This window comes from Nocardia suismassiliense, from assembly GCF_900269665.1.
GTDB lineage: Bacteria > Actinomycetota > Actinomycetes > Mycobacteriales > Mycobacteriaceae > Nocardia > Nocardia suismassiliense.
This window is the reverse complement of the sequence record NZ_LT985361.1, coordinates 1,601,632-1,622,992: the sequence shown is the minus strand read 5'-3', so window position 1 is coordinate 1,622,992 and position 21,361 is coordinate 1,601,632. Positions and strand designations below refer to the sequence as shown.

Sequence of the window (21,361 nt, the reverse complement as noted above, 5' to 3'; positions counted from 1 at the left end):
CCGCCGCGGGATTAACCGGTGGCGAAGGCCAGGTTCTCCGGCGTGGTCGGCACGGACAGACCCGCCAGCGCCTCGGCGTGCAGCGCGCGCTTGATCACCGGCAGGTTCGGCTTGCGGTTGCTCGCCAATGCCGCGGCCTTGGCCACCGCGGTCGCCAGCAACGACTCCGCGTCGGCCTTGCCGTCCACGATGCCCGCGGCGATCGCCTCGTCGGCCGGGTAGCGGTAGCCGGTGGTCATCGCCTGCACGCAGACCTGGTTGGACAGCCGCTGGGTCAGCAGGGCGTTCATGCCCACGGTGAACGGCATGCCCAGGTGCACCTCGGGCAGGCAGTAGAAGCCGCGATCGGCGCGCATCACCCGGAAGTCGTGCGAGGTGGCCAGCATGGCGCCCGCCCCGAACGCGTGGCCGTTGATCGCGGCGACCGTCGGCATCGGGAACGTCAGCAACCGGGTGTAGAGCGAGTGCACACGGTCCAGGTAGCCGTGCGAGTCCTGCAGGTTGGCGAACAGCCAGTCGGTGTCCAGGCCGTTGGTGTAGAACTTGCCGGTCGCCACGGTGACCAGCGCGGCGGGACCCTCGGAGCTCTCGACCTTGTCCAGCACAGCGTGGAACTCGTCGATCCAGTCCGGGTGAAAGCGGTTCTCGCTGTCGGTCTGCCCCTCGTTTCCGAGGTACAGGACGAACACTTCCCCTTCACGTTCCAGATACGGCATAGGTGCAGAATATCCGGCACCCGGCACCACCCCTACTCGCGGGTAGCTATCCCGGAGCGTCGGCGGAATGCCGCCGTGGGTTGTGCGAGCGCACCCGCAAGCCCGGGTCGGGCGGACTATCGTGACGATCATGCTTGCCGAACAGGCCGCCGAGGCGATCGCCGAACGTACTGGAGTGCCGCGTCACCGGGTTGCGGTGGTGCTCGGCTCGGGCTGGCAGGAGGCGGCCGCGGAGATCGGCACCCCCGTCGCGTCCGTGCCGATGCCGGAGCTGCCCGGCTTCGGGACGCCGAGTGCGCAGGGGCACGTCGGCATGATCCACTCGGTCGCCGTGGGTGCCACACCCACGCTGCTGCTGATGGGCCGCCAGCACCTGTACGAGGGCTACCAGCCCGCTGAGGTGGTGCACCCGGTTGCCGCGGCCGTCGCGGCGGGCGCCGAGATCGTGCTGCTCACCAACGCCGCGGGCGGTATCCGCGAGGGGCTGCGGGTCGGCGAGCCGGCGCTGATCAACGATCACTTGAACCTCACCCCCCGGACCCCGCTGACCGGCGCCACCTTCGTCGACCTCGTCGACGCGTGGGATCCCGAATTGCGCGCCCTGGCACAAGAAATCGCCCCCACCCTGACCGAGGGCGTGTATGCGGGCCTGACCGGGCCGCAGTACGAGACCCCGGCCGAGATCCGGATGCTGCGCACCCTGGGCGCCGACCTGGTCGGCATGTCGACGGTGCTGGAGGCGATCGCCTGTCGCGCGCTCGGTGCCCGGGTGCTCGGCATCTCCCTGGTCACCAATCTGGCCGCCGGCGTCACCGGCGGGCATCTGTCGCACGCCGAGGTGCTGGCCGAAGGTCACGCGGCCGCACCACGATTGGGCAAGCTGCTGCGCGGCGTGCTGGAACGGGTGTAGATGCTGCGCTTCGGCACCGCCGGCCTGCGTGGCCCGCTGCAGGACGGCCCGGACGGCATGAACGTGACGACGGTGACCAGGGCCACCGCCGGACTCGTCGAGTGGCTGCGCGGGCGGTGCCTTGGTGGTGGCGCGGTGGTCGTGGGACGCGACGCGCGGCACGGGTCCGCCGAATTCGCCACCGCGACGGCGGAAATCTTTGCCGCGGCGGGTTTTCCGGTGACCTTGCTGCCCGGTCCGCTGCCGACGCCGGTGGTCGCGTACGCGGTGCGCGAGCTCGGTGCGGTCGCGGGCGTGCAGATCACCGCCTCACACAATCCGGCCACCGACAACGGCTACAAGGTCTACCTCGACGGCGGCTCGCAGCTGCTGGCCCCCGCGGACACCGAGATCGAGAAGTGCATCGACGCGGTCACCGAACCCGTCGCCCGCACCCCGGTAACCCCGGCGGACGACGACATCGTGCAGCGTTACCTGAACCGGGTGTCCTCGCTGCCCTCGGTGCTCGGCGGCGCGGGTGCGCGGGCCGCGATCCGGATCGCGCTGACGCCGCTGCACGGAGTCGGCGGTCAGCTGGTGGTGCAGGCGCTCGCCGCAGCGGGATTCACCGACGTGCACGTGGTCGAGGAGCAGTTCGAGCCCGATCCCGACTTCCCGACGGTCGCGTTCCCCAATCCCGAGGAACCCGGCGCCACCGATCTGCTGCTCGCCCTCGCCGTACGGGTCGGCGCGGATGTCGCGATTGCGGTCGACCCCGACGCGGACCGCTGTGCCGTCGGAATTCCGCTGCCGGACAACACCTGGCGAATGTTGCGCGGTGACGAGACCGGCGTGCTGCTCGGCGACTGCGTGCTGCGCACCGCACCGCCGGACGCGCTGGTGGCCACCACGATCGTGTCGTCGCGGCTGCTGTCCAAGCTCGCCCCGGCCCGCGGCGCCCGCTACGCCGAAACGCTCACCGGCTTCAAATGGCTGGCCCGCGCGGGCGACGGCCTGGTCTATGCCTACGAGGAGGCGATCGGCCACTGCGTCGACCCGGCGGCCGTGCGCGATAAGGACGGCATCTCGGCCGCCGTGCTGACCGCAGACCTGGTCGCCCGCCTGAAGGCGGCGGGCCGCACCCTGACCGACCAACTCGACGACTACGCCCTGGAATTCGGCCTGCACAGCACCGATCAGGTGTCGCTGCGGCTGGATTCGGCGGCGGCCGCCGCGGACGGGGTCGCCCGGTTGCGCGCGAACCCGCCGGACCAGATCGCGGGCGAGCCGGTCAAGTACACCGACCAGCTCCAGGTGCGCGGCCGGATGCGCACGGACGCCCTCGTTTTCGAGGGCAGCGGCGCGCGCGTCGTGATCCGGCCGTCGGGCACCGAGCCGAAACTCAAGTGCTATCTAGAGGTGGTCACCCCGGTCGCGGCGCCTGCCGAACTGCCCGCTGCCAGGACAACTGCGGGACAACACCTTTCCGCATTGCGCGATTACTGCCGGGGGCTCTGACCCAGCCGTCATCATCAGATGATGACGGCGATGCACTGTACCCACTGCGGCAGCGAGGGCATGATGCCCGGCTTCATCGAGGACTCCGGCGACAGTTCACGCGGCCATGCCCGCTGGGTCGAAGGACCGTTGGAGATCGGCTTCTGGGGCGCGAAACGGACCGGCCGCGCGCACTGGCTGGTCGATGCCTATCGATGCAAGGACTGCTTCCACCTCGAGCTGTTCACCCGAGCCCAGGACGGGTGAACTCACGCGCGCGGCGCACCGGGCCGGGCACCCGGCAACACCGAGCGGAGTGACACCGGCGGCCCAGGCCCGGTGTCGAAGTCCGGCCGGAGGCATCCGGGGGCTGGATGGGACTTCGACACGGGGCCTAGCGCGGGCCGAACTGGCGATCGCCCGCGTCGCCGAGACCGGGGACGATGTAGGCGTGCTCGTTCAGGCCCGCGTCCACGGCGGCGGTGACCAGGCGCACCGGGTGGCCCGAATCGGTCAGTGCGGCAACCCCTTCCGGTGCCGCGACGACGCAGACCGCGGTGATGTCGGTGGCGCCGTGGGCGACCAGGAGTTCGAGGGTGTGCCGCATCGAGCCGCCGGTGGCCAGCATCGGATCGAGCACGTAGACCGGGAGTCCGGCCAGGTCGGCGGGCAGCGACTCCATGTACGGGACGGGCTCGTGGGTGTCCTCGTCGCGGGCGATGCCGACGAAGCCGATTCGGGCGTCCGGAATCAGCTCGGCGGCCACGTCGACCATGCCGAGGCCGGCCCGCAGCACCGGCACCAGCAGCGGCGGTTGCGCCAGTCGCGCGCCCTCTGTCACCGCCACCGGCGTGCTGATCTCGAACCGCCGCACCGGCGCCTCCCGCAGCGCCTCGTAGATGAGGATCCTGGTGAGGTCGCGCAGCGCGGCGCGGAAGGCGGAATTGTCGGTGCGCTCGTCTCGCATCGTGGTCAACAAGGCAGCGGCGAGCGGATGGTCCACGGTGTGAGTGCGCATGAGGGAACGATAAAGTGACCGGTGGGTCCGCCGCCGACGCTCTACCCGAAAGTTTTTTCGGATCGGTGGGAACCGAACGGGAAGAGGGCGCGTCGAACCAAGTGAATGACGTACTCTGCCTGGGAACAACAGATGGGGGAAGCTCTGATGCGGAAGATGTCGGCGGACACCGAGGGCATCGCAGCCTACGGCGCGACCGCCCATGTGATGGCCGGGGAGATGGCTACGGCCGGTGCCGGCGCCGTGGCGGCCGAGCCCGCGCTGCTCGGCCCGATCATGGGGTTGATCGGTGGTGATTTCATGGCCGCCTACGCCGCCGCGCACGCGGGACATGTCGCCTCGATCGGCCAGCTGTCGGCGGTACTCGCCAGCATGGGTGGCGCGGCCACCGGCGCGGCGACGGTGCTCACCGAGACGGACCTGAACAACGCGGGAGCGCTGCGGACCGTGGCCACCGAATTGGACGGCTGAGCCTGTGATCGATATCAACGCACTGGCCAAGCCGATATTCGACCTGCTTTCCAGCTTCGGCTCCGGCGTGCTGCCCACCGGCGGCCCCTCCGACGCGCTGCGCAGCACGTCGAGCGTGGTGGATCAGATCCACCAGATGGGCCGCGACAGCATCAACGGCATGAACACCGCGTGGGACGGCCAGGCCGCCGACGCCGCCACCTCGAAGGCGCTGCGGGTGCAGACCTCCGCCGCCACCATTTCCGACCGCGGCAACGACATGGCAACCGTGGTGAATCAGGCTGCGGCCGAGGTCGAAACGGGTCAGAAAGACCTCGCGGGCATCGCCCAGTCGTTCGTGAACACCGCGGCGAGCGCGGGCCCGGCCCTGGCCACCCCCGCGGGCCTGACGATGATCGTCGGCTCCGCGATCGACCATTTGGGCCAGGCGCTCAACGTGGTCGGCCGGGTGCAGAACGAACTCGGCACGCACACCGCGTCGATGTCCGAACTCACCCCGCCGCCGCCCACTCCGTCGCTCGCGGGCACGGCCACCTCCACCGCGGGCGCGCAGCAGCTGGCTTCGACCGCGACCAGCGCGTTGAGCGGTGTCGGTTCGATGGCCAGCAGCCTGATGAGCACCGCGATGCCCTCGACCACCAACTCGACGACGGTCGGCACCAAGTCCGCCACACCGAGCCCGTCGGGCACACCCAACACCGGCTCCTCGGGCATGCCCGACGGCACCGGCGTGAAGATCACGCTGCCCGACGGCAGCACCGTCGAGGCGCCGAACGAGAAGGCGGCGACCGCGGTGCGCTCGGCGATCAGCGCGGTCGGCACGCCGTACGTGTGGGGCGGCAATACCCCCGGCGCCGGCCTGGACTGCAGCGGGCTGACCAAATTCGCCTACGGCGAGGCGGGCGTGGAGTTGCCGCGCCTGGCCGCCGAGCAGGCCACCGGCACCTCGGTCTCCCCCGGCGACCTGATGCCCGGCGATCTGGCCATCTGGGATGGCCATGTCGCGATGGTGATCGGCAACGGTCAATTCGTCGAGGCCGGCGACCCGGTCCAGATCAGCTCGATTCGAACGGAGAACTCAGGGATGGGCTTCTACGGCTTCTACAGGCCGACGTCATGACTCAACCGCAGGTTCCCAACGTCACGGTCGCGGCCAGCACCAATCGCTCCGGCACCATCTCAGTGCGGGCCACCGATCAGGGCATGCCGGTGGAGATCAAGTTCGAGCGCAGCGAATACCGCTACGGCGCACAATCTCTCGCGAACGAGATCATGCGGCTCACCAAGCGCTCCACCGTCGCCGCGAAGGCGCGCCGCCGCGAGCTGCTCGCCGAGGCAGGCATGCCCGCCGACATCCTGGACCGGCTCGGCCTGCCCACCCGCCAGGCGGCGGTGGACGAGCTGGACCGGATCGACGACGCGGACACCGGACCTACGACCTGGATGAGGCCAGTATGAGTGCGGAGATGGACGCGCTCGTCGCTAACGCGACGCAGAAGCTGGAAGCACTCGAGGCCGCGCTGTACGGCCTCAAGCAGGTGCGCGGGCGGCACACCACCGAGGATGGCACGGTCACCGTCGAGGTCGACAGCGACGGCGCGCTCGTCGCATTGAGCCTCGCCGAGACGGTCACCTCGCTGCCACCCGCCGAGGTCGGACAGCTGATCGTCTGGGCTTGCCGGCAGGCCGCCGAGGACGCGGGCAACCAGCGCTCGAAGGTCGTTGCGACACTGAACGAGTCATTCGTTCCCGCGGCGAACGACGCCCAAGGAACCGTTGGGGGCGGGCCGGATAGTGCCTGACGCGGAAGGTCGATAGGCTTCCGCTCATGGCTTCTGGAGACATCGTCCCGATCGAGCTCGGCCTGACCGACGGCGATCTCGTCACCCTGTGGGCACCGCGCTGGCGAGACGGTGACGACGAGTGGGAGGCGTTCCTCGGACACGAGGACTCCCTCTACGGTTTCGAGACCGTTGCGGAGCTGGCCGCGTTCATCCGGACCAACTCCGACAACGACCTCGTCGAGCATCCGGCATGGAAGGTCGTCGTCGCGCTGTCGGCGGTCGAACTGGAGCCGGAGGAGAACTTCTCCTTCGATCTGGTCGCGGTGCCCGAACTGGCCGCGGGTGACCCCGACGTGGACACCATCGCCGAGCTCGAAGACACCCTCAGCATGGTGCGCAACATCGGCGAGGTGTGCGAGCTAGAGACGGTGACCAAGTTCTTCGGGTCGCACCCGGTCCTCGGCGCGCTGCCCGGCGGCGTGAACGCGTTCATCGGGCGCGACGGCGAGGAACTCTGGGACCAGATCGGCGCCGCCATCGCCAAGGGCTGGGACAGCGTGCTCGACGCCATCGACTCCGTCGTGCACACCCCCGAGGTCGACGCGGAAGCCGTCTCCGTCGCGGAGGCCGAACTGCTGGCCGCCGAGGAGAACGTGGTCGACGCCGACGACGCCGCGGACAACGAAGAAGACGAGTTCGAACCCGTCGACCTCGACGCGGACGACGAGGACGAAGAAGACGAGGACGAGACGTTCTGGCACGAGGTCGGCATCGACCCGGTCAAGATCATCACCTCCGACGGCACCTACTTCACGCTGCGCTGTTACCTCGACGACGAGCCGATCTTCCTCGGCTCCGACAACGCCATCACGGTGTTCAACTCCGAGCGCGCACTGGCCAGGTACCTGGCCGACGACCACGAACACGACCTCGCCCGGGTCAGCACCTTCACCGACGTGCAGACCGCCGCGGTGGACGGTTCGCTCGAGGTCGAGGTCAGCGACGAAAACGTCTACGTGCTGCCCGGCCTCGCCGACGACCTCGCCGAAGGACCGGAAGCCGTCGACATCGAGCAGCTCGACCTCGCGGTCGAACTGTTCACCGACGCCTCCGACTACGCGGGCGACGACGTCGTGGAACAGGCACTGGCCCAGTCCAATCCGCTCGGCTGGTACGTCTCGTACCTGCTCAACCCGGACCCCAACCGGATGGCGCCCAACCCGCCGTTCGCCGCGGAAGCGCAGTCCTGGCGGGAACTGGAGCGCAACTTCGAATCCCGGCTGAACCCGCAGTAGGAGGCACGCTGTTCCGCCTCTCCGGGTATTCAGGCCAGACTTAGGTGCACCGGAAGTGGGGGTGGGCGACCGGCGGTGGGTCTTACTTCAGGCGGATCCAGATCTGCTCCGCCCGGCCCAGTAGGCGGTTGTCGGAGCCGTAGACGGCGGTCGAGGAGAAGGCTTTGCGGCCCTGTTCGCCGTGGCTCTGGCCGACGACGACGCACTGTTCGCCGACCTCCGGGAGGTCGTGCACGGCGGCGGTCATGGACCCGAGCAGGGCGGGGCGGTCGAACATGTCGGGCAGCGACCAGCCGCCGGGGCAGTCCATCGCGGCCCACAGCACGGCGTGACCGAGCGGGAGCGAGTCGTCGGGGATCCACGGTGCCGCCACCAGGCCATCACCGACCGCGCCGGCCTCGATGCGCAGCCCGTCCGGGCGACCGCTGCCGCAGACGAAGCAGGACGCGAACATCTCGTTGCTCCGGTAGGAGCTCGCCGCCTCGGCCGCGGTCGCGAAGGGGACGGATGACGGTGCGTCCCGGTCGAATTCGCCAACTCGGGATTCCGCGAGCAAGGTGTCGCCGTCGTACAACTCCCCCGCACGCACTTCGAGCGGCTTGTCCAGCGGCGGCGGGCTGCGCAGGATCACCGTGACCGCGGCATCCCCGTGCTGCTCGGCCAGCAGTCCACCCACGTAGCCGCCGTTGCCGGAGTCGGGCGGGCCGTTGAACCGACTGGGGATCCGCAATGTCGCCATAGTTCGCCACGCTAGCGAACCGGTGCACAGCCACCCGCGCGCCCCCATCACCACCAGAGCGGGAACGTCCGCACCGCCGACGTTCTCACCCCAGACCCTCGCCGAACGCCCCTCGTCGACCCGCCGAGCGGTCGCATGCCCGGCCGAGGGGGAACTGGTGACGGCATCGCCCGAGTGAGCACACCACCAGTTCCCCCTGGCACAGGGTCGGGCTCTGTTGCGTCCCTTGGCTATCCGAGCAGCACCGCGTAGCCGGGCTTGATGATGTCGTCGATGATGCGCAGCCGCTCCGGGAACGGGATGAACGCCGACTTCATCGCGTTGATGGTGAAGCGCTCCAGATCGGTCCAGCCGTAGCCGAAGGTGTCGGAGAGCTTGAGCATCTCCTGGCTCATGGTGGTGTCGCTCATCAAACGGTTGTCGGTGTTCACCGTGACGCGGAAGCGCAGCCGGGCCAGCAGGTCGAACGGGTGCTTGTCCAGCGAGGGCACCGCGCCGGTCTGCACGTTCGACGACGGACACAACTCGAGCGGAATACGCATGTCGCGCACGTAATTCGCGACGAGGCCCAGGCGCGCGTCCTCGATCGCACCGGGCACGCTGATGTCGTCGGTGATCCGCACGCCGTGGCCGAGCCGATCACAGCCGCAGAAGGCCAGCGCCTCGTGGATCGACGGCAAGCCGAACGCCTCACCCGCGTGAATGGTGAAGTGCGCGCTGTTGGCTCGCATGTATTCGAAGGCGTCGAGGTGCCTGCTGGGCGGGTACCCGGCCTCCGCGCCCGCGATGTCGAAGCCGCCGACGCCCCGGTCGCGGAAGCGCACAGTGAGTTCGGCGATCTCGCGCGAGCGTGCCGCGTGCCGCATGGCGGTGAGCAGGCAGGTGACCACGATCGGCCGTCCGGCCGCCGCGGCCGCCGCCTCGCCCTCGCGGAAACCCGCCAGGGTGTGTTCCACCACCTCGTCGAGCGTCAGTCCCCGTTCCAGGTGTTGTTCGGGGGCGAAGCGCACCTCGGCGTACACCACGCCGTCGGCGGACAGGTCCTCCGCGCATTCCCGGGCGACCCGGCGCAGGCCCTCCGGCGTCTGCATGACGGCGACGGTGTGCGCGAAGGTCTCGAGGTACAGCTCCAGCGAGCCACTGTCGGCCGCGTCCCGGAACCAGTTGGCAAGCGCTACCTCATCGTTGGCGGGTAGGTCCTCGTAACCGCACTCGGCGGCCAGCTCCAGCACCGTGGCAGGCCGTAGACCACCGTCGAGGTGGTCGTGCAGCAGCGCTTTTGGCGCCTGGCGGATCGAGGCAAGGGTCAATGCGGTCGGTCCAGTCATGTAACGACGGTAGCCGCACCGCGCCGGAACGGCACCAGACTGCCGAAGTGGCAACCATCTCGTTGCCGACCTACCCTGCGCCGTCCCATAGCTGGACACCAACTGCCCTCGCCGCATACCCGGCCGACCTCCGATAACAACGGTTGTGTGCGGCACAGAACACACGCTGGTACCGGCACGTGAGATCGCCGACGATCTGCGCCGCACACCAATTCACGTGCGACCGCAGCTACTTCCTTGGGCTCGGCGCACCGCAAGGATTTGCACTCGTTTGCCGCCCAGCGTGCCTTGATTTGCATGACCACGGCACACGGCGCGGTATGCCACCGTCGATCAGCAGCAACCGGAAACGCTGCACAGCAAGCAAATTCGTATGCCACTCAGCGGTCAGGCGTCGATGCGTCCGAGTACCAGTGGAGTGGAGGGTTTTTCGGCGGACTCACCAACGGCGAAGGCGTCCTGCAACGCGGCCAGGGCACCGGCGAAAGCCTCCGGTGTATCGGTGTGCAAGGTCAGCAGCGGTTGGCCCGTGGTCACCGAATCGCCTGGCTTGGCATGCATTTCGATGCCGGCCCCGGCCTGAACCGGATCGCCCTGCCGGGCCCGGCCCGCACCGAGACGCCATGCGGCGATGCCGACACCCATCGCATCGAGGCGGGTCAGCACGCCGTCGCGCTCGGCCCGCACGACCTCGGTGTGCCGCGCCGTCGGCAGCGGCGCGTCGGGGTCGCCGCCCTGGGCGCGGACCATCGCGCGCCACTGATCCATTGCCCGGCCGTCGGCGAGCACGTCGGCGGGGTCGGTGTCCAGGCCCGCGAGGGCGACCATCTCGCGGGCCAGCGTGATGGTGAGCTCGACGATGTCGGCGGGTCCGCCGCCGGCCAGCACCTCGACCGACTCGGCGACCTCCAGGGCGTTGCCCGCGGTGCGGCCGAGCGGGGTGTCCATCGCGGTGAGCAGCGCCACCGTTCGCACCCCGGCATCAGTGCCCAATTCGACCATGGCCGTTGCCAATTCGCGGGCACCGTCGAGCGTTTTCAGGAAGGCGCCCGCGCCGACCTTCACATCCAGCACCAGTGCCGCGGTGCCCTCGGCGATCTTCTTGCTCATGATCGAGCTGGCGATCAGCGGAATGGATTCGACCGTGCCGGTGACGTCACGCAGCGCGTAGAGCCGCTTGTCGGCCGGTGCGAGATCGGCGCCCGCCGCGCACACCACCGCGCCGATCGCGGGGTCGGCCAGGATCTCGCGCATGCGCGGCACCGAGACGTCGGCCTGCCAACCCCGAATGGCCTCCAGCTTGTCGAGCGTGCCACCGGTGTGCCCGAGCCCGCGCCCCGACAGCTGCGGAACCGCGGCGCCGCACGCCGCGACCAGCGGCGCCAGCGGCAGCGTGATCTTGTCCCCCACCCCGCCGGTCGAGTGTTTGTCGACGGTCGGGCGCGGCAGATCGGTGAAGTCCAGCCGACTGCCCGACGCGATCATCGCGCCGGTCCAGCGCGCCGTCTCCCGCCGCGTCATCCCGCGCCACACGATCGCCATCGCCAGCGCCGACATCTGCTCGTCCGCCACCGCCCCCCGGGTGAAACCATCGACCACCCAGTCGATCTGCGCGTCCGACAGCTCGCCGCCGTCCCGCTTGGTCGTGATGATCGAAACCGCGTCCAGTGCCGTCACATTCGCCAGTCTGGCATGAGAACGCTGCCAAGTCTGGTTCTTGTCGGACAGGTTCGATAGCCTCACCGCATCAATCTTTCGAGGGGCTAGGGGGCATCAATGACATCCGTACACATCGACCGGCGCGTGGGGAAGCTCGAAGCGCGCGTCGCCGACATCGAGGAGACGCACGGCGACGCGCTGTACGACCTGAAGCGGGAGGTCTGCGAAGTCAGGATCGTGCAGAAACGCAGCTTCGCGCTTCTCTTGGAGCACATCGGTATCCCGCCGAACCGCGTCGCGGAGATCACCACCGCCACCGCAGCCGAAGTCGACGCGGCACTCGACGCGGACTGCTGAGGCCGACGATGACATCCATACACGTCGAACACCGCCTGGCGATGCTCGAGACACGGGTCACCGACATCGAAGACACCCACAGCGAGTCGCTCTACCAGCTCACCAGAAGTACTACGGGCTGCCGGATCGAGACCGGCAGGCTGATCGACCACGCCAACAGCGTGAGTCGAGCTTTTACCCTGATCATGGAACGGCTGGGGATTCCCCCGATCGAGTTCCCGCCGGTGGCTCGCGCCACCGAAACCGAGATCGACGCGATTATCGACGCGGATTGCTGAAGCCTGCGCCGGTCACACCTGACCGGCGTCCAGGTCGTCGGGGCCGAAGGCATGGGGCAGTAAGTCGCGGAGCGGAACGGGTCCGTCCTTGTGGTCGACCAGGAGGTCGGGCCCACCGTGTTCGTAGAGGAGTTGGCGGCAGCGCCCGCAGGGCATCAGAATTTCGCCGCGGGAATCGGTGACCGAGATGGCCAGCAACCGACCACCCCCACCCGAATGCAAGTTACCGACGAGTACACATTCGGCACACAGGCCCAAACCATATGAGACATTTTCCACATTGCACCCGCTCACAATTCGGCCGTCGGTGCTGAGAGCCGCCGCACCGACCGGAAACCGCGAGTACGGCGCATAGGCGTTGCGCATAACTTGAATCGCGTTGTCGTGCAGGGATTTCCAGTCGATTTGCGACATCGGGAACCTCTTCTGGAGCAAGCCGAACCAGGCCGTGCGGGGCCCTCGCAGGAACCCTTCACGCATCAAGAAAGGTAAACCTAACCCGCCAGACTGTAGCGCAACGCACGGCACGCCGAATTAGTTCCGGCAAACCTAGAGGATTAGAGTCCAGAACAGATCGGTTCAGGTTCCCGGCAGCGGGCCGCAGCGCAGCCACCTGGGCATTTGCGCCCAACGCAGCCGGCCTCGGATCAATGAACCGGGTCCATCAACGACGTTGGAGGCACCGCACTCTATGACCACGATAGAAGCTCCGGCACAGCCGAAGCGGAAGACGCTGTACCGAGGCGACCCTGGCATGTGGTCCTGGGCGCTGCACCGGATCACCGGTGTCACCATCTTCTTCTTCCTCTTCGTGCACGTCTTGGATACCGCGCTGGTCCGGGTCAGCCCGGACACCTACAACCGGGCCATCGAGACCTACAAGAGCCCCATCGTCGCGCTGATGGAAATGGGATTGGTCGTCTGCGTCCTGTTCCACGGATTCAACGGCGTGCGCGTGATCCTGATCGACTTCTGGGCCAAGGGCCCGAAGTACCAGCGCGTGATGCTGTGGGTCGTTCTCGCGGTGGTGTTCGTGGTGGCCGCGCCCGCGATCGGGCGCATGTTCTTCTACTTGTTCACGGAGCACTGACATGAGCGCACCTGTTCTCGGTAAGTCGTATGACCGACCGGCCAGCTTGGACTCGCCGCGCTCGCCACGTGCCCGCGCGAACAACAATTTCGAGAAGTACGCGTGGCTGTTCATGCGCTTCTCCGGCCTGCTGCTGATCATTCTGGTGCTCGGCCACATGTCGATCATGCTGCTGCTCGACGGCGGCGTGAAGCGGCTCAACTTCGGCTTCGTCGCCGGCCGCTGGGCCAGCCCGTTCTGGCAGCTGTGGGACCTGTCCATGCTCTGGCTGGCCCAGCTGCACGGCGGCAACGGCCTGCGCACGGTGATCGCGGACTACTCCCGCAAGGACTCGACTCGATTCTGGCTGAACACGCTGCTGGCCATCTCGATGATCCTGATCCTGGCCGTCGGCACCTACGTCATCTTCACCTTCGACCCCAACATCAGTTAGGAACAGGCCACTTCCCATGAGTGAGCGCAGCGAACGAATCATCGACACAGCGTGTTTCACACATGCCGGAACTGAGCGGAGCGAGGTGCAGGCATGAGTGAATCGCGGATTCAGGAGCATCGCTACGACGTCGTGATCGTCGGTGCCGGTGGCGCCGGCATGCGCGCGGCGATCGAGGCAGGGCCCCGGGCGCGCACCGCCGTCCTGACCAAGCTCTACCCGACCCGCAGCCACACCGGCGCGGCGCAGGGTGGCATGTGCGCCGCACTGGCGAATGTCGAAGAAGACAACTGGGAATGGCACACCTTCGACACCGTCAAGGGTGGCGACTACCTGGTCGACCAGGATGCCGCGGAGATCATGGCCAAGGAGGCCATCGACGCGGTGATGGACCTGGAGAAGATGGGCCTGCCGTTCAACCGGACGCCCGAGGGCAAGATCGACCAGCGCCGCTTCGGTGGGCACACTCGCGACCACGGCAAAGCGCCGGTGCGCCGCGCGTGTTACGCCGCCGACCGCACCGGCCACATGATCCTGCAGACGCTGTACCAGAACTGCGTCAAGCACGACGTGGAGTTCTACAACGAGTTCTACGTGCTCGACCTGGTGATGAGCGAGACCGACCGCGGTCAGGTCGCGACCGGCGTGGTCGCCTATGAGCTGGCCACCGGCGACATCCACGTCTTCCACGCGAAGTCGATCGTGTTCGCCACCGGCGGCTCGGGCCGGATGTACAAGACCACCTCCAACGCGCACACGCTGACCGGCGACGGTATGGCGATCGTATTCCGCAAGGGTCTGCCGCTGGAGGACATGGAGTTCCACCAGTTCCATCCGACAGGTCTGGCCGGGCTCGGCATCCTCATCTCCGAGGCGGTCCGCGGCGAGGGCGGCATCCTGCGCAACGCCAGCGGCGAACGGTTCATGGAGCGCTACGCCCCCACCATCAAGGACCTCGCGCCGCGTGACATCGTCGCCCGCTCGATGGTGCTCGAGGTGCTCGAGGGCCGCGGCGCCGGACCGAACAAGGACTACGTCTACATCGACGTGACCCACCTCGGCGCGGACGTGCTCGAGGAGAAGCTGCCCGACATCACCGAGTTCGCCCGCACCTACCTCGGTGTGGACCCGGTGACCGAGCTGGTTCCGGTCATGCCGACCTGCCACTACGTGATGGGTGGCATCCCCACCAAGATCCGCGGTGAGGTGCTGCGCAACAACACCGACGTGGTGCCCGGCCTCTACGCGGCCGGTGAGTGCGCGTGCGTCTCGGTGCACGGCTCCAACCGCCTCGGCACCAACTCGCTGCTCGACATCAACGTGTTCGGCCGCCGCGCGGGTATCGCCGCCGCTGAGTACGCGCACCGCACCGAGTTCGTGGAGATGCCGGAGCAGCCGGCGCGCATGGTGCAGGACTGGCTGGCGCTGATCCTGTCCGACCACGGCAACGAGCGGGTGGCCGACATCCGCACCGAGCTGCAGTACACGATGGACATGAACGCCGCCGTGTTCCGCACCGAGGACACCCTCAAGCAAGCCCTCACCGATATCCACGTGCTCAAGGAGCGCTACAGCCGGATCACGGTGCAGGACAAGGGCAAGCGCTACAACAGCGACCTGCTCGAGGCCGTCGAGCTCGGCTTCCTGCTCGAGCTGGCCGAGGTCACCGTCGTCGGTGCGCTCAACCGTAAGGAATCGCGCGGCGGCCACGCCCGCGAGGACTACCCGGACCGCGACGACGTGAACTTCATGCGGCACACGATGGCCTACAAGGAGAGCCCGGATCTCATCTCGGATATCCGCCTCGACTTCAAGCCGGTGGTGCAGACCCGTTACGAGCCGATGGAGCGTAAGTACTGATGACTGCCGTACTCGAGAAGACACCCCCGGCCAATCCCGCCCCGGTTCCCGAGGGCTCGGTGATGATCACCGTCAAGGTCGCCCGGTTCAATCCGGAGGACGACAAGGGCGCGCACTGGGAGTCGTTCCAGGTGCCGGTCCTGCCGACCGACCGTTTCCTCAACGTGCTCATCTACATCAAGTCCTACCTCGATGGCACACTCACCTTCCGGCGCTCCTGCGCGCACGGTGTGTGTGGCTCCGACGCGATGCGGATCAACGGCGTGAACCGGCTGGCCTGCAAGGTGCTGATGAAGGACATGCTGCCCAAGGGCGGCAAGTCCATCACCATCTCGGTCGAGCCGATCCGCGGCCTGCCCGTGGAGAAGGACCTCGTGGTGAACATGGAGCCGTTCTTCGACGCGTTCCGTGCCGTGAAGCCGTACCTGATGACCTCGGGTAACGAGCCGACCCGCGAGCGCATCCAGAGCCAGGCCGACCGTGCCCGCTTCGACGACACCACCAAGTGCATCCTGTGCGCCTGCTGCACCACCTCCTGCCCCGTGTACTGGAGCGACGGCAGCTACTTCGGCCCGGCCGCGATCGTGAACGCCCACCGCTTCATCTTCGACAGCCGCGACGAAGGCGCCCGCGAACGCCTCGACATCCTCAACGACGTCGAAGGTGTCTGGCGCTGCCGCACCACCTTCAACTGCACCGACGCCTGCCCCCGCGGCATCGAGGTCACCAAGGCCATCCAAGAAGTCAAGCGCGCACTCCTGTTCGCCCGCTGACCTTCCCGGCACCCGAAGGCCGTCCGCATCGAAAGATGCGGACGGCCTTCGTCGTTAGCGCACACCTCGACTGACGCCTGCCAACCAAATGGCACCGAGATCTCCTCGATCGTGAGTCCGCACTCATCCAGCGGTCGCTGCGCGACGAATACGTTTCTGGCGTGATCGATCCGGTACGCCGCGGTCGAGTCGACAGGGGTATGAATGTTCAGCTGGCCCAGCGGAAGCAGCCGATCGGCACGAGCTTCGATTCGGGTCGGTGTGGTCGCCGCGATGCTCGTCGTCACCGGCGGCGGTGCGGTCCATGCCGCCTCGAATCCGGAGTTGGACCGGTTCTACAAGCAGTCGCTGGAGTGGGGTTCGTGTGACGAGTACGCGGGCGGTGCGGGGTTGACTGCCGCGGGGATCGAGTGCGCGCGGGTAACCGTGCCCATCGATTACGACAGGCCCGACGGACCTACCGCTCGGATCGCGATCTCGCGGCTGCGGGCCGGCGGTGCGCGCGTCGCCTCGGTGCTGACCAATCCGGGTGGGCCGGGCGCCGCAGGACTGGCTTTTCCGCGCCGGCTGGCCGAAAAGTCCGCGTTGGCGCAACGGTTCGATGTCATCGGGGTCGACGTGCGCGGACTCGGCGCATCGACCCCGAAGGTGGAGTGCCTGACTCCCGAGGAATCTCAGGCACAGCGACAAGACCTCGATATCGACACGTCACCGACGGGTATCGCGCAGACCGAATGGGAGCACGCCGACTATGCCGCGAAGTGTGTGCAACGCACCGGCCTCGAATTGCTCGGCCACGTCGGAACCAGAGAGGTGGCCCACGATTTCGACGTCATCCGCGCCGTGCTCGGTGACGAGAAGCTGACCTACTTCGGGGGCTCCTATGGCAGCAAGATCGGCGCAGCCATCGCGGAGATGTTTCCGAATCAGGTGCGTGCGATGGTCCTGGACGCGGCTATGGACCCTGCGGCGGACTTCCTCGATCCTCGGTACGCAGTGGCGGGCTTTCAGCGAGCATTCGAGGCCTACGCGGCCGACTGCGCCGAGCACCCGGGCTGCCCACTCGGCGCTGAGGCGACAACCGGACTGCGAAACCTGCTCAACCCCTTGATCAAGCGACCCGCGGCCACCGCCGATCCGCGCGGGCTCGCCTATCCTGACGCGCTCGAAGCGGTGACCGGTTTGTTGTACAGCGAGCAGACCTGGCCGGTGCTGACGAAGGGTCTGGCCGAGCTGGCGCAGGGACGCGGCGACACCTTGCTGACCGTTGCGGACAAGTGGGCAGACGTTGCCGACACCGACCTGCACAACGCGGTGAAGTGCCTCGATGGGTTTCGGCATAACGATCGAGCCGCCGCCGCTGCCGCCGACCGCCGGGCCCGCGAAGCCGCGCCGGCCTTCTTCGACGGCCCCGGCACCGGCCAGGCACCGTTGAACTTCTGCGCCTTCTGGCCGGTACCACCGACCTCTCAGCCCCATGTGCCTGCGGTATCCGGCTTGCCGAAGACCGTGGTCGTGGCGACGACCGGCGATCCGGCCACTGCCTACGCAGGCGGACGCAACCTGGCCGAATATCTCGGCGCCGCACTGATCACCAACACCGGTTTCGTGCACGGTGCCGCGTTGCAGGGCAACTCGTGCATCGACGGCCCGGTACTGACGTATCTGATCGACTTGGTCCCGCCCGCGGACATCACCTGCGGAGGTAACTGAGGCAGGCCCATCTCCCTAGTTGTCGTAGGAGGCGACGCCGACCGGTCCGGAACCCAGGCAGGCGACGAGGTGCTCTGTGCGGGAGGAGATTTGGAGGGCCGAGCCGCTGCCTACCAGTCGGACGAAGACGGTGTTGAGTCCTTGACGGACCGGGACGGCGACGGTTTTGCCGTGTTCGAAAGCTACGGCCAGTTGCCCGTCTCGGCTGGCGAGGTAGTTGAGTTGGGCGGTCCATTCGTGCTCGAGCATGGGGCCGTCGAGTGGAATAGGGACTTTGGCGCCGCCCTCGATTCGGTAGCCGCAGTGGGGGTCCGGGCCGGGGATGATGTGGCGGTTCCACCAGACCTGTGCCTCGACGAGGGTGCCGCTGTCGGTGATCATGCGCAGGTACGGGGTCGAGTCGGCGAAGGTGCCCGGTGCGGTGAGGGGTGCGAGGACCTGGCTGGTCAGGTTTTGCGGGTAGGCCAGCGGATTCAGGACGTCCCAGGGGACTTCCTGTTCCAGCAGTGGCACGCCGTCCCAGTGCTCGAGGGCCGACTTCACGTTGGTGACATAGGTTTTGGCCGGGCTGGGGCGCCAGGATCGGACGAAGGTGTAGGTGGAGCACAGACTGCTCACGACGAACAGCACCACCAGCGGAATTGCGAAACGCGGGCCGAGGCGCGTGCTGCCGCGCGGACTCGCCCGCAGTATCAATGCACCCAGGACTGCCAATGTCACGCCGAGGTCGGCGAAGTAACGCAGCGACTGCATGAGTTCGGCCGCGGTGTTCGGGCCGCCGCGAACAAGCGCCACGGGCAACTGCATCAGCAGCACATACCCAGCGGCGAGCAGCCAGACCGGCCAGACCCGGCGGCGTACCCGAATCGACAGGGCCACCAACGAAATCAGCACCACCCACGCCGCGATCACCGCTCCACTCGGCGGATCGGCCCACGGCGCGGCGGGCAACCAACGCTCCCAGCGCCACGGTCCGCCGATCAGTGCGGGCACCACACCGAGCGAGGTCGTATTGGGCAGCCAGTCGCGCATGCCCTGCGGGTTGTTGTGCACCCCGGAAACACCGACCACCGCCAGATACCCGGCCAGCCAACAGAGCAACACCAGGCCCGAACCCACCCACAATCGCAGGCCACGCCGCAGCACCACGCGAACGGATTCCCGCCCGTCGACGTAGTGGGCGAGCACCGCGACGGCGAAGGCGACGAACGGGACGATCACCGACTTCTCGAAAAACAACAACGCCACCGCGAGCACGACGATCCCGGACCAGGCGTAGCGGTGGCGCCCGGTGCGCATCAGGAGCAGCGCGTCCCCGATGACCCAGGCGAGTGCGAATTGCAGTGGCAGCGCGTTCAACGCGGCCGCCCACCAGGCGAACGCAGGCAACGTCACCGGTGAGAACAGATAGAACGTGAGCGGTACGAGCAGCACCCATCGGGCGCCGAGCAGGATCCACAACACGCGGAGCATCGCCAGCGACACCGCGAGCTGCCACACCAGCAGCGAAATCACCGGCACGGCCCAGACGAAGGGCGCCACCTTCGTCACCACCCAGGCGGTGGCGAAGGCGAGCGGCATGAAATGCCCGTCGTGGTCGTGCAACAGCAGGTCCGCCGAGAGCAGCGGATATCGGCCCGCCCGGCCGACCAGGATGAGGTCGTCCCAGTAGAAGTAGCCGCTGCCCGCCACCCAACCGCGCAGCGCGAGTTGCAGCAGGATCAAACATCCCGCCGCGGCGACAACGGGTGGCACGCGCCCGGGCCGACGCCGAACCGGCGGCACCGTCGAACGCTCGATGGGCACAACCCTCGTCGGCGCGATCGCGGCGGTGTCCATGCCGACTCACCCTAGGCCCTGGATCGAAGTCCGGCCGGAGGCGCCGGACAGGACTTCGACACAGCGTCTGATGGCGTGTCGACCATGCCCAACGGCGGCGCCGTTGTCAGGCTGCGTACCCGGTCGCCTTGTCGATCTCGACGCGGACCGCGACCCGGACCTGACCCGGCGCGGGCTCGTCGTGGTCCTTTCCGTCGTACTTCCACGACAGCCGGTGGCCGACCCGGAGGTCGTCGTCGTGGGTGATGGTGGCCCGGCCGCGCAGCTCGACGTAGTTCTGGCCGTCGGCGAAGTCGAGCACGGTGACGCTGACCCGTGGGTCGCGCAGCATGTTGCGGTGCTTGAGCCTGCCTTCCAGGGTGGAGAACAGCAGGTCGTCACCGTCGCGCAGCACCCACATCGTGGAGGTCTGCGGACTGCCGTCGGCGTTGAGCGTGGCCAGTACCGCGTAGTTCTTGCCGTCGAGCAGGGCGATGGTGGCGTCGCTGAGCGTGATTCCCATGCCCTGGACAGTAACGGCGCGCCGGACAACCGGCTCGCCGTCTTTGCGATAGCAATGTGCCATCAATCCCGGAAGGTTGCCGGTAGGTTGATCTTGAACGTGCTCGCCGGACACATCGTCGGCCACGCCACGACGCCGTCGTGCGCAGGCCCGGGAGGAAGGCGCTCAACCCATGTACGTGCTCCGAACGGCGATCGCCACCACCATGCTGACCTGCCCCGCGCTCGTCGCGGCGGCGGCCACCGCGTCGGCCCCGACCAGCACCGTGCCGCACCAGCATTCGATCGCGGCCTACGCGACCTCGGCGGTCGTCACGACACACGCTCCGAGCCCCCGCCGCACAGTGCTCAACTCCGTGTTGCTTCCAGGGCTCGTCGACACCGCGGGCCCCCGCCGCACGGTGCTCAACTCCGTGCTGTTTCCGGGGCTCGTCGACACCGCGGGCCCACTCGGCACCGGTGGCGCGGCATTCGGACTCGGCCTTGCCGCCCTGATCGGCACCGGCAGCGCGGCCCTGGGGACCGGCAGCGTCGCCGCCGCACCTTGGGCCGCCTTCCTCGGCACCGGCAGCGCGGCCGCAGGCACCGGCAGCGCCGCCCTCGCACCCCTCGGGGTGGTCCTCGGTGCGGGCGCCGCACTGCTCGGCACCGGCAGCGCCGCGGCAGGCGCCTCCGGCAGCGTCGCCACCGGCGGACTCGGCACCCCGCTGGCCGTGCTCGGCGCGGGCAGCGCGGCCGCGGGCACCGGTAGCGCGAGCCTGGCCGGTGCAGGCGCGGCCGCAGCACCCTTCGCCGCGATGGCGGGCACCGGCAGTGCGATGGCGGGCACCGGTAGCGTCGCGGCCGTCCCGTTCGGCGTCGCGCTCGGCGCGGGTGTCGCCGCCGGAATCGCCACCGGCAGTGCGGGAATGGCCTCGCTCAGTGCCGCGTCTCCCGTCGCGGGCGAAAAAGCCGACAAGGACGACACTTCGGCGGGCACCGAATCAACGGCATCCGGATACCGCCCGCTGAAGTTGGGGCCAGCGACCGGACCTGTTGGGCAGCGAACTTCGACGCCACCGCCACGACGTGGTTCAGAACGCTGAGCGCCCCAGCTCACCTCGCCCTTTCGCACTGAAGGC

24 protein-coding genes are annotated in these 21,361 nt (G+C 68.1%); 16 read left to right on the top strand and 8 right to left on the bottom strand.

Annotation, left to right across the window (positions count from 1 at the left end):
• Nucleotides 1-11: 11 nt before the first annotated feature.
• Nucleotides 12-716, bottom strand: coding sequence for an enoyl-CoA hydratase-related protein (locus DBO33_RS07250; protein WP_107654331.1), 705 nt, complete (start codon nucleotides 714-716; stop codon nucleotides 12-14).
• Nucleotides 717-846: 130 nt separating this feature from the next.
• Between DBO33_RS07250 and DBO33_RS07245 the strand changes: the two genes are divergently transcribed.
• The 3 genes from DBO33_RS07245 to DBO33_RS07235 are packed head-to-tail and all read left to right on the top strand — an operon-like array spanning nucleotide 847 to nucleotide 3,369.
• Nucleotides 847-1,626 carry a purine-nucleoside phosphorylase gene (locus tag DBO33_RS07245; RefSeq protein ID WP_107660049.1) on the top strand — a complete coding sequence of 260 codons (780 nt, stop codon included), beginning with the start codon at nucleotides 847-849 and terminating at the stop codon, nucleotides 1,624-1,626.
• Entirely contained in the window at nucleotides 1,627-3,123 is a 1,497-nt protein-coding gene (locus DBO33_RS07240) for a phospho-sugar mutase (protein WP_107654330.1), read from the top strand.
• 21 nt (nucleotides 3,124-3,144) lie between these two features.
• The gene (locus tag DBO33_RS07235) at nucleotides 3,145-3,369 is read left to right on the top strand and encodes a hypothetical protein (RefSeq protein WP_107660048.1); all 225 of its coding nucleotides are present in this window, start codon (nucleotides 3,145-3,147) and stop codon (nucleotides 3,367-3,369) included.
• Between the two features lie 127 nt (nucleotides 3,370-3,496).
• On the opposite strand, the gene upp is transcribed toward DBO33_RS07235, so the two are convergent.
• Nucleotides 3,497-4,120: a uracil phosphoribosyltransferase gene (gene upp / locus DBO33_RS07230; RefSeq protein WP_107654329.1), complete on the bottom strand. Its 624-nt coding sequence runs from the start codon at nucleotides 4,118-4,120 to the stop codon at nucleotides 3,497-3,499.
• Between the two features lie 147 nt (nucleotides 4,121-4,267).
• Between upp and DBO33_RS07225 the strand changes: the two genes are divergently transcribed.
• From DBO33_RS07225 to DBO33_RS07205, 5 genes are read left to right on the top strand one after another with little or no spacing between them, the layout of a single operon-like run.
• Nucleotides 4,268-4,591: a DUF2563 family protein gene (locus DBO33_RS07225; protein WP_107660047.1), complete on the top strand. Its 324-nt coding sequence runs from the start codon at nucleotides 4,268-4,270 to the stop codon at nucleotides 4,589-4,591.
• A 4-nt stretch (nucleotides 4,592-4,595) separates the two neighbouring features.
• Nucleotides 4,596-5,711: an NlpC/P60 family protein gene (locus DBO33_RS07220; protein WP_107654328.1), complete on the top strand. Its 1,116-nt coding sequence runs from the start codon at nucleotides 4,596-4,598 to the stop codon at nucleotides 5,709-5,711.
• Entirely contained in the window at nucleotides 5,708-6,049 is a 342-nt protein-coding gene (locus DBO33_RS07215; RefSeq protein WP_107654327.1) for a hypothetical protein, read from the top strand. Before DBO33_RS07220 ends, DBO33_RS07215 begins: the two co-directional genes overlap by 4 nt.
• A complete protein-coding gene (locus tag DBO33_RS07210; RefSeq protein ID WP_107654326.1) occupies nucleotides 6,046-6,393 on the top strand; it encodes a YbaB/EbfC family nucleoid-associated protein in 348 nt (115 codons plus the stop codon). Before DBO33_RS07215 ends, DBO33_RS07210 begins: the two co-directional genes overlap by 4 nt.
• A 26-nt stretch (nucleotides 6,394-6,419) precedes the next feature.
• A complete protein-coding gene (locus DBO33_RS07205) occupies nucleotides 6,420-7,670 on the top strand; it encodes a primosomal protein (protein ID WP_107654325.1) in 1,251 nt (416 codons plus the stop codon).
• Nucleotides 7,671-7,752: 82 nt separating this feature from the next.
• Here the strand turns inward: DBO33_RS07205 and DBO33_RS07200 are convergent, their stop codons facing one another.
• From DBO33_RS07200 to DBO33_RS07190, 3 genes are all read right to left on the bottom strand, one after another.
• Nucleotides 7,753-8,409 carry a hypothetical protein gene (locus DBO33_RS07200; protein WP_107654324.1) on the bottom strand — a complete coding sequence of 219 codons (657 nt, stop codon included), beginning with the start codon at nucleotides 8,407-8,409 and terminating at the stop codon, nucleotides 7,753-7,755.
• A 230-nt stretch (nucleotides 8,410-8,639) separates the two neighbouring features.
• Entirely contained in the window at nucleotides 8,640-9,737 is a 1,098-nt protein-coding gene (locus DBO33_RS07195; RefSeq protein ID WP_107654323.1) for an adenosine deaminase, read from the bottom strand.
• Between the two features lie 387 nt (nucleotides 9,738-10,124).
• On the bottom strand, nucleotides 10,125-11,414 hold the full coding sequence (locus tag DBO33_RS07190; RefSeq protein ID WP_199856545.1) for a thymidine phosphorylase: 1,290 nt from the start codon (nucleotides 11,412-11,414) through the stop codon (nucleotides 10,125-10,127).
• Between the two features lie 99 nt (nucleotides 11,415-11,513).
• Here DBO33_RS07190 and DBO33_RS07185 point away from each other — a divergent pair, with 99 nt between their 5' ends.
• Complete coding sequence (locus DBO33_RS07185; protein ID WP_107654322.1) at nucleotides 11,514-11,753, top strand: hypothetical protein; 240 nt, start codon at nucleotides 11,514-11,516, stop codon at nucleotides 11,751-11,753.
• A gap of 8 nt (nucleotides 11,754-11,761) precedes the next feature.
• Nucleotides 11,762-12,031 (top strand): hypothetical protein, encoded by a 270-nt coding sequence (locus DBO33_RS07180; protein ID WP_107654321.1) that lies wholly within the window; start codon nucleotides 11,762-11,764, stop codon nucleotides 12,029-12,031.
• Between the two features lie 12 nt (nucleotides 12,032-12,043).
• Here DBO33_RS07180 and DBO33_RS07175 read toward each other — a convergent pair whose 3' ends face one another.
• Nucleotides 12,044-12,445 carry a cytidine deaminase gene (locus DBO33_RS07175; RefSeq protein WP_107654320.1) on the bottom strand — a complete coding sequence of 134 codons (402 nt, stop codon included), beginning with the start codon at nucleotides 12,443-12,445 and terminating at the stop codon, nucleotides 12,044-12,046.
• A 277-nt stretch (nucleotides 12,446-12,722) separates the two neighbouring features.
• Here DBO33_RS07175 and sdhC point away from each other — a divergent pair, with 277 nt between their 5' ends.
• From sdhC to DBO33_RS07150, 5 genes are all read left to right on the top strand, one after another.
• Nucleotides 12,723-13,121, top strand: a complete 399-nt coding sequence (gene sdhC, locus DBO33_RS07170) for a succinate dehydrogenase, cytochrome b556 subunit (RefSeq protein ID WP_107654319.1) — start codon at nucleotides 12,723-12,725, stop codon at nucleotides 13,119-13,121.
• A gap of 1 nt (nucleotide 13,122) precedes the next feature.
• On the top strand, nucleotides 13,123-13,554 hold the full coding sequence (locus DBO33_RS07165) for a succinate dehydrogenase hydrophobic membrane anchor subunit (protein ID WP_107654318.1): 432 nt from the start codon (nucleotides 13,123-13,125) through the stop codon (nucleotides 13,552-13,554).
• Nucleotides 13,555-13,662: 108 nt separating this feature from the next.
• Complete coding sequence (gene sdhA / locus DBO33_RS07160) at nucleotides 13,663-15,414, top strand: succinate dehydrogenase flavoprotein subunit (protein WP_186818323.1); 1,752 nt, start codon at nucleotides 13,663-13,665, stop codon at nucleotides 15,412-15,414.
• Entirely contained in the window at nucleotides 15,414-16,187 is a 774-nt protein-coding gene (locus DBO33_RS07155) for a succinate dehydrogenase iron-sulfur subunit (RefSeq protein ID WP_107654316.1), read from the top strand. The genes sdhA and DBO33_RS07155 overlap by 1 nt, the downstream gene beginning before the upstream one ends.
• A 273-nt stretch (nucleotides 16,188-16,460) precedes the next feature.
• On the top strand, nucleotides 16,461-17,900 hold the full coding sequence (locus tag DBO33_RS07150; RefSeq protein ID WP_234390723.1) for an alpha/beta hydrolase: 1,440 nt from the start codon (nucleotides 16,461-16,463) through the stop codon (nucleotides 17,898-17,900).
• Nucleotides 17,901-17,915: 15 nt separating this feature from the next.
• On the opposite strand, the gene DBO33_RS07145 is transcribed toward DBO33_RS07150, so the two are convergent.
• On the bottom strand, nucleotides 17,916-19,739 hold the full coding sequence (locus DBO33_RS07145) for a hypothetical protein (RefSeq protein ID WP_234390722.1): 1,824 nt from the start codon (nucleotides 19,737-19,739) through the stop codon (nucleotides 17,916-17,918).
• 106 nt (nucleotides 19,740-19,845) lie between these two features.
• A complete protein-coding gene (locus DBO33_RS07140; protein ID WP_107654314.1) occupies nucleotides 19,846-20,241 on the bottom strand; it encodes a PPOX class F420-dependent oxidoreductase in 396 nt (131 codons plus the stop codon).
• A 172-nt stretch (nucleotides 20,242-20,413) separates the two neighbouring features.
• Between DBO33_RS07140 and DBO33_RS44410 the strand changes: the two genes are divergently transcribed.
• Complete coding sequence (locus DBO33_RS44410; protein WP_107654313.1) at nucleotides 20,414-21,325, top strand: hypothetical protein; 912 nt, start codon at nucleotides 20,414-20,416, stop codon at nucleotides 21,323-21,325.
• The last annotated feature ends 36 nt before the right edge of the window (nucleotides 21,326-21,361 follow it).

Excerpts from the sequence above, each read along its gene's own strand:
- DBO33_RS07250 (WP_107654331.1), bottom strand. The coding sequence starts at position 716 with ATGCCGTATCTGGAACGTGAAGGGGAAGTGTTCGTCCTGTACCTCGGA.
- DBO33_RS07245 (WP_107660049.1), top strand. The coding sequence starts at position 847 with ATGCTTGCCGAACAGGCCGCCGAGGCGATCGCCGAACGTACTGGAGTG.
- DBO33_RS07240 (WP_107654330.1), top strand. The coding sequence starts at position 1,627 with ATGCTGCGCTTCGGCACCGCCGGCCTGCGTGGCCCGCTGCAGGACGGC.
- DBO33_RS07235 (WP_107660048.1), top strand. The coding sequence starts at position 3,145 with ATGACGGCGATGCACTGTACCCACTGCGGCAGCGAGGGCATGATGCCC.
- upp (WP_107654329.1), bottom strand. The coding sequence starts at position 4,120 with ATGCGCACTCACACCGTGGACCATCCGCTCGCCGCTGCCTTGTTGACC.
- DBO33_RS07225 (WP_107660047.1), top strand. The coding sequence starts at position 4,268 with ATGCGGAAGATGTCGGCGGACACCGAGGGCATCGCAGCCTACGGCGCG.
- DBO33_RS07215 (WP_107654327.1), top strand. The coding sequence starts at position 5,708 with ATGACTCAACCGCAGGTTCCCAACGTCACGGTCGCGGCCAGCACCAAT.
- DBO33_RS07210 (WP_107654326.1), top strand. The coding sequence starts at position 6,046 with ATGAGTGCGGAGATGGACGCGCTCGTCGCTAACGCGACGCAGAAGCTG.
- DBO33_RS07205 (WP_107654325.1), top strand. The coding sequence starts at position 6,420 with ATGGCTTCTGGAGACATCGTCCCGATCGAGCTCGGCCTGACCGACGGC.
- DBO33_RS07200 (WP_107654324.1), bottom strand. The coding sequence starts at position 8,409 with ATGGCGACATTGCGGATCCCCAGTCGGTTCAACGGCCCGCCCGACTCC.
- DBO33_RS07195 (WP_107654323.1), bottom strand. The coding sequence starts at position 9,737 with ATGACTGGACCGACCGCATTGACCCTTGCCTCGATCCGCCAGGCGCCA.
- DBO33_RS07185 (WP_107654322.1), top strand. The coding sequence starts at position 11,514 with ATGACATCCGTACACATCGACCGGCGCGTGGGGAAGCTCGAAGCGCGC.
- DBO33_RS07180 (WP_107654321.1), top strand. The coding sequence starts at position 11,762 with ATGACATCCATACACGTCGAACACCGCCTGGCGATGCTCGAGACACGG.
- DBO33_RS07175 (WP_107654320.1), bottom strand. The coding sequence starts at position 12,445 with ATGTCGCAAATCGACTGGAAATCCCTGCACGACAACGCGATTCAAGTT.
- sdhC (WP_107654319.1), top strand. The coding sequence starts at position 12,723 with ATGACCACGATAGAAGCTCCGGCACAGCCGAAGCGGAAGACGCTGTAC.
- DBO33_RS07165 (WP_107654318.1), top strand. The coding sequence starts at position 13,123 with ATGAGCGCACCTGTTCTCGGTAAGTCGTATGACCGACCGGCCAGCTTG.
- DBO33_RS07155 (WP_107654316.1), top strand. The coding sequence starts at position 15,414 with ATGACTGCCGTACTCGAGAAGACACCCCCGGCCAATCCCGCCCCGGTT.
- DBO33_RS07150 (WP_234390723.1), top strand. The coding sequence starts at position 16,461 with ATGCTCGTCGTCACCGGCGGCGGTGCGGTCCATGCCGCCTCGAATCCG.
- DBO33_RS07145 (WP_234390722.1), bottom strand. The coding sequence starts at position 19,739 with ATGGACACCGCCGCGATCGCGCCGACGAGGGTTGTGCCCATCGAGCGT.
- DBO33_RS07140 (WP_107654314.1), bottom strand. The coding sequence starts at position 20,241 with ATGGGAATCACGCTCAGCGACGCCACCATCGCCCTGCTCGACGGCAAG.
- DBO33_RS44410 (WP_107654313.1), top strand. The coding sequence starts at position 20,414 with ATGTACGTGCTCCGAACGGCGATCGCCACCACCATGCTGACCTGCCCC.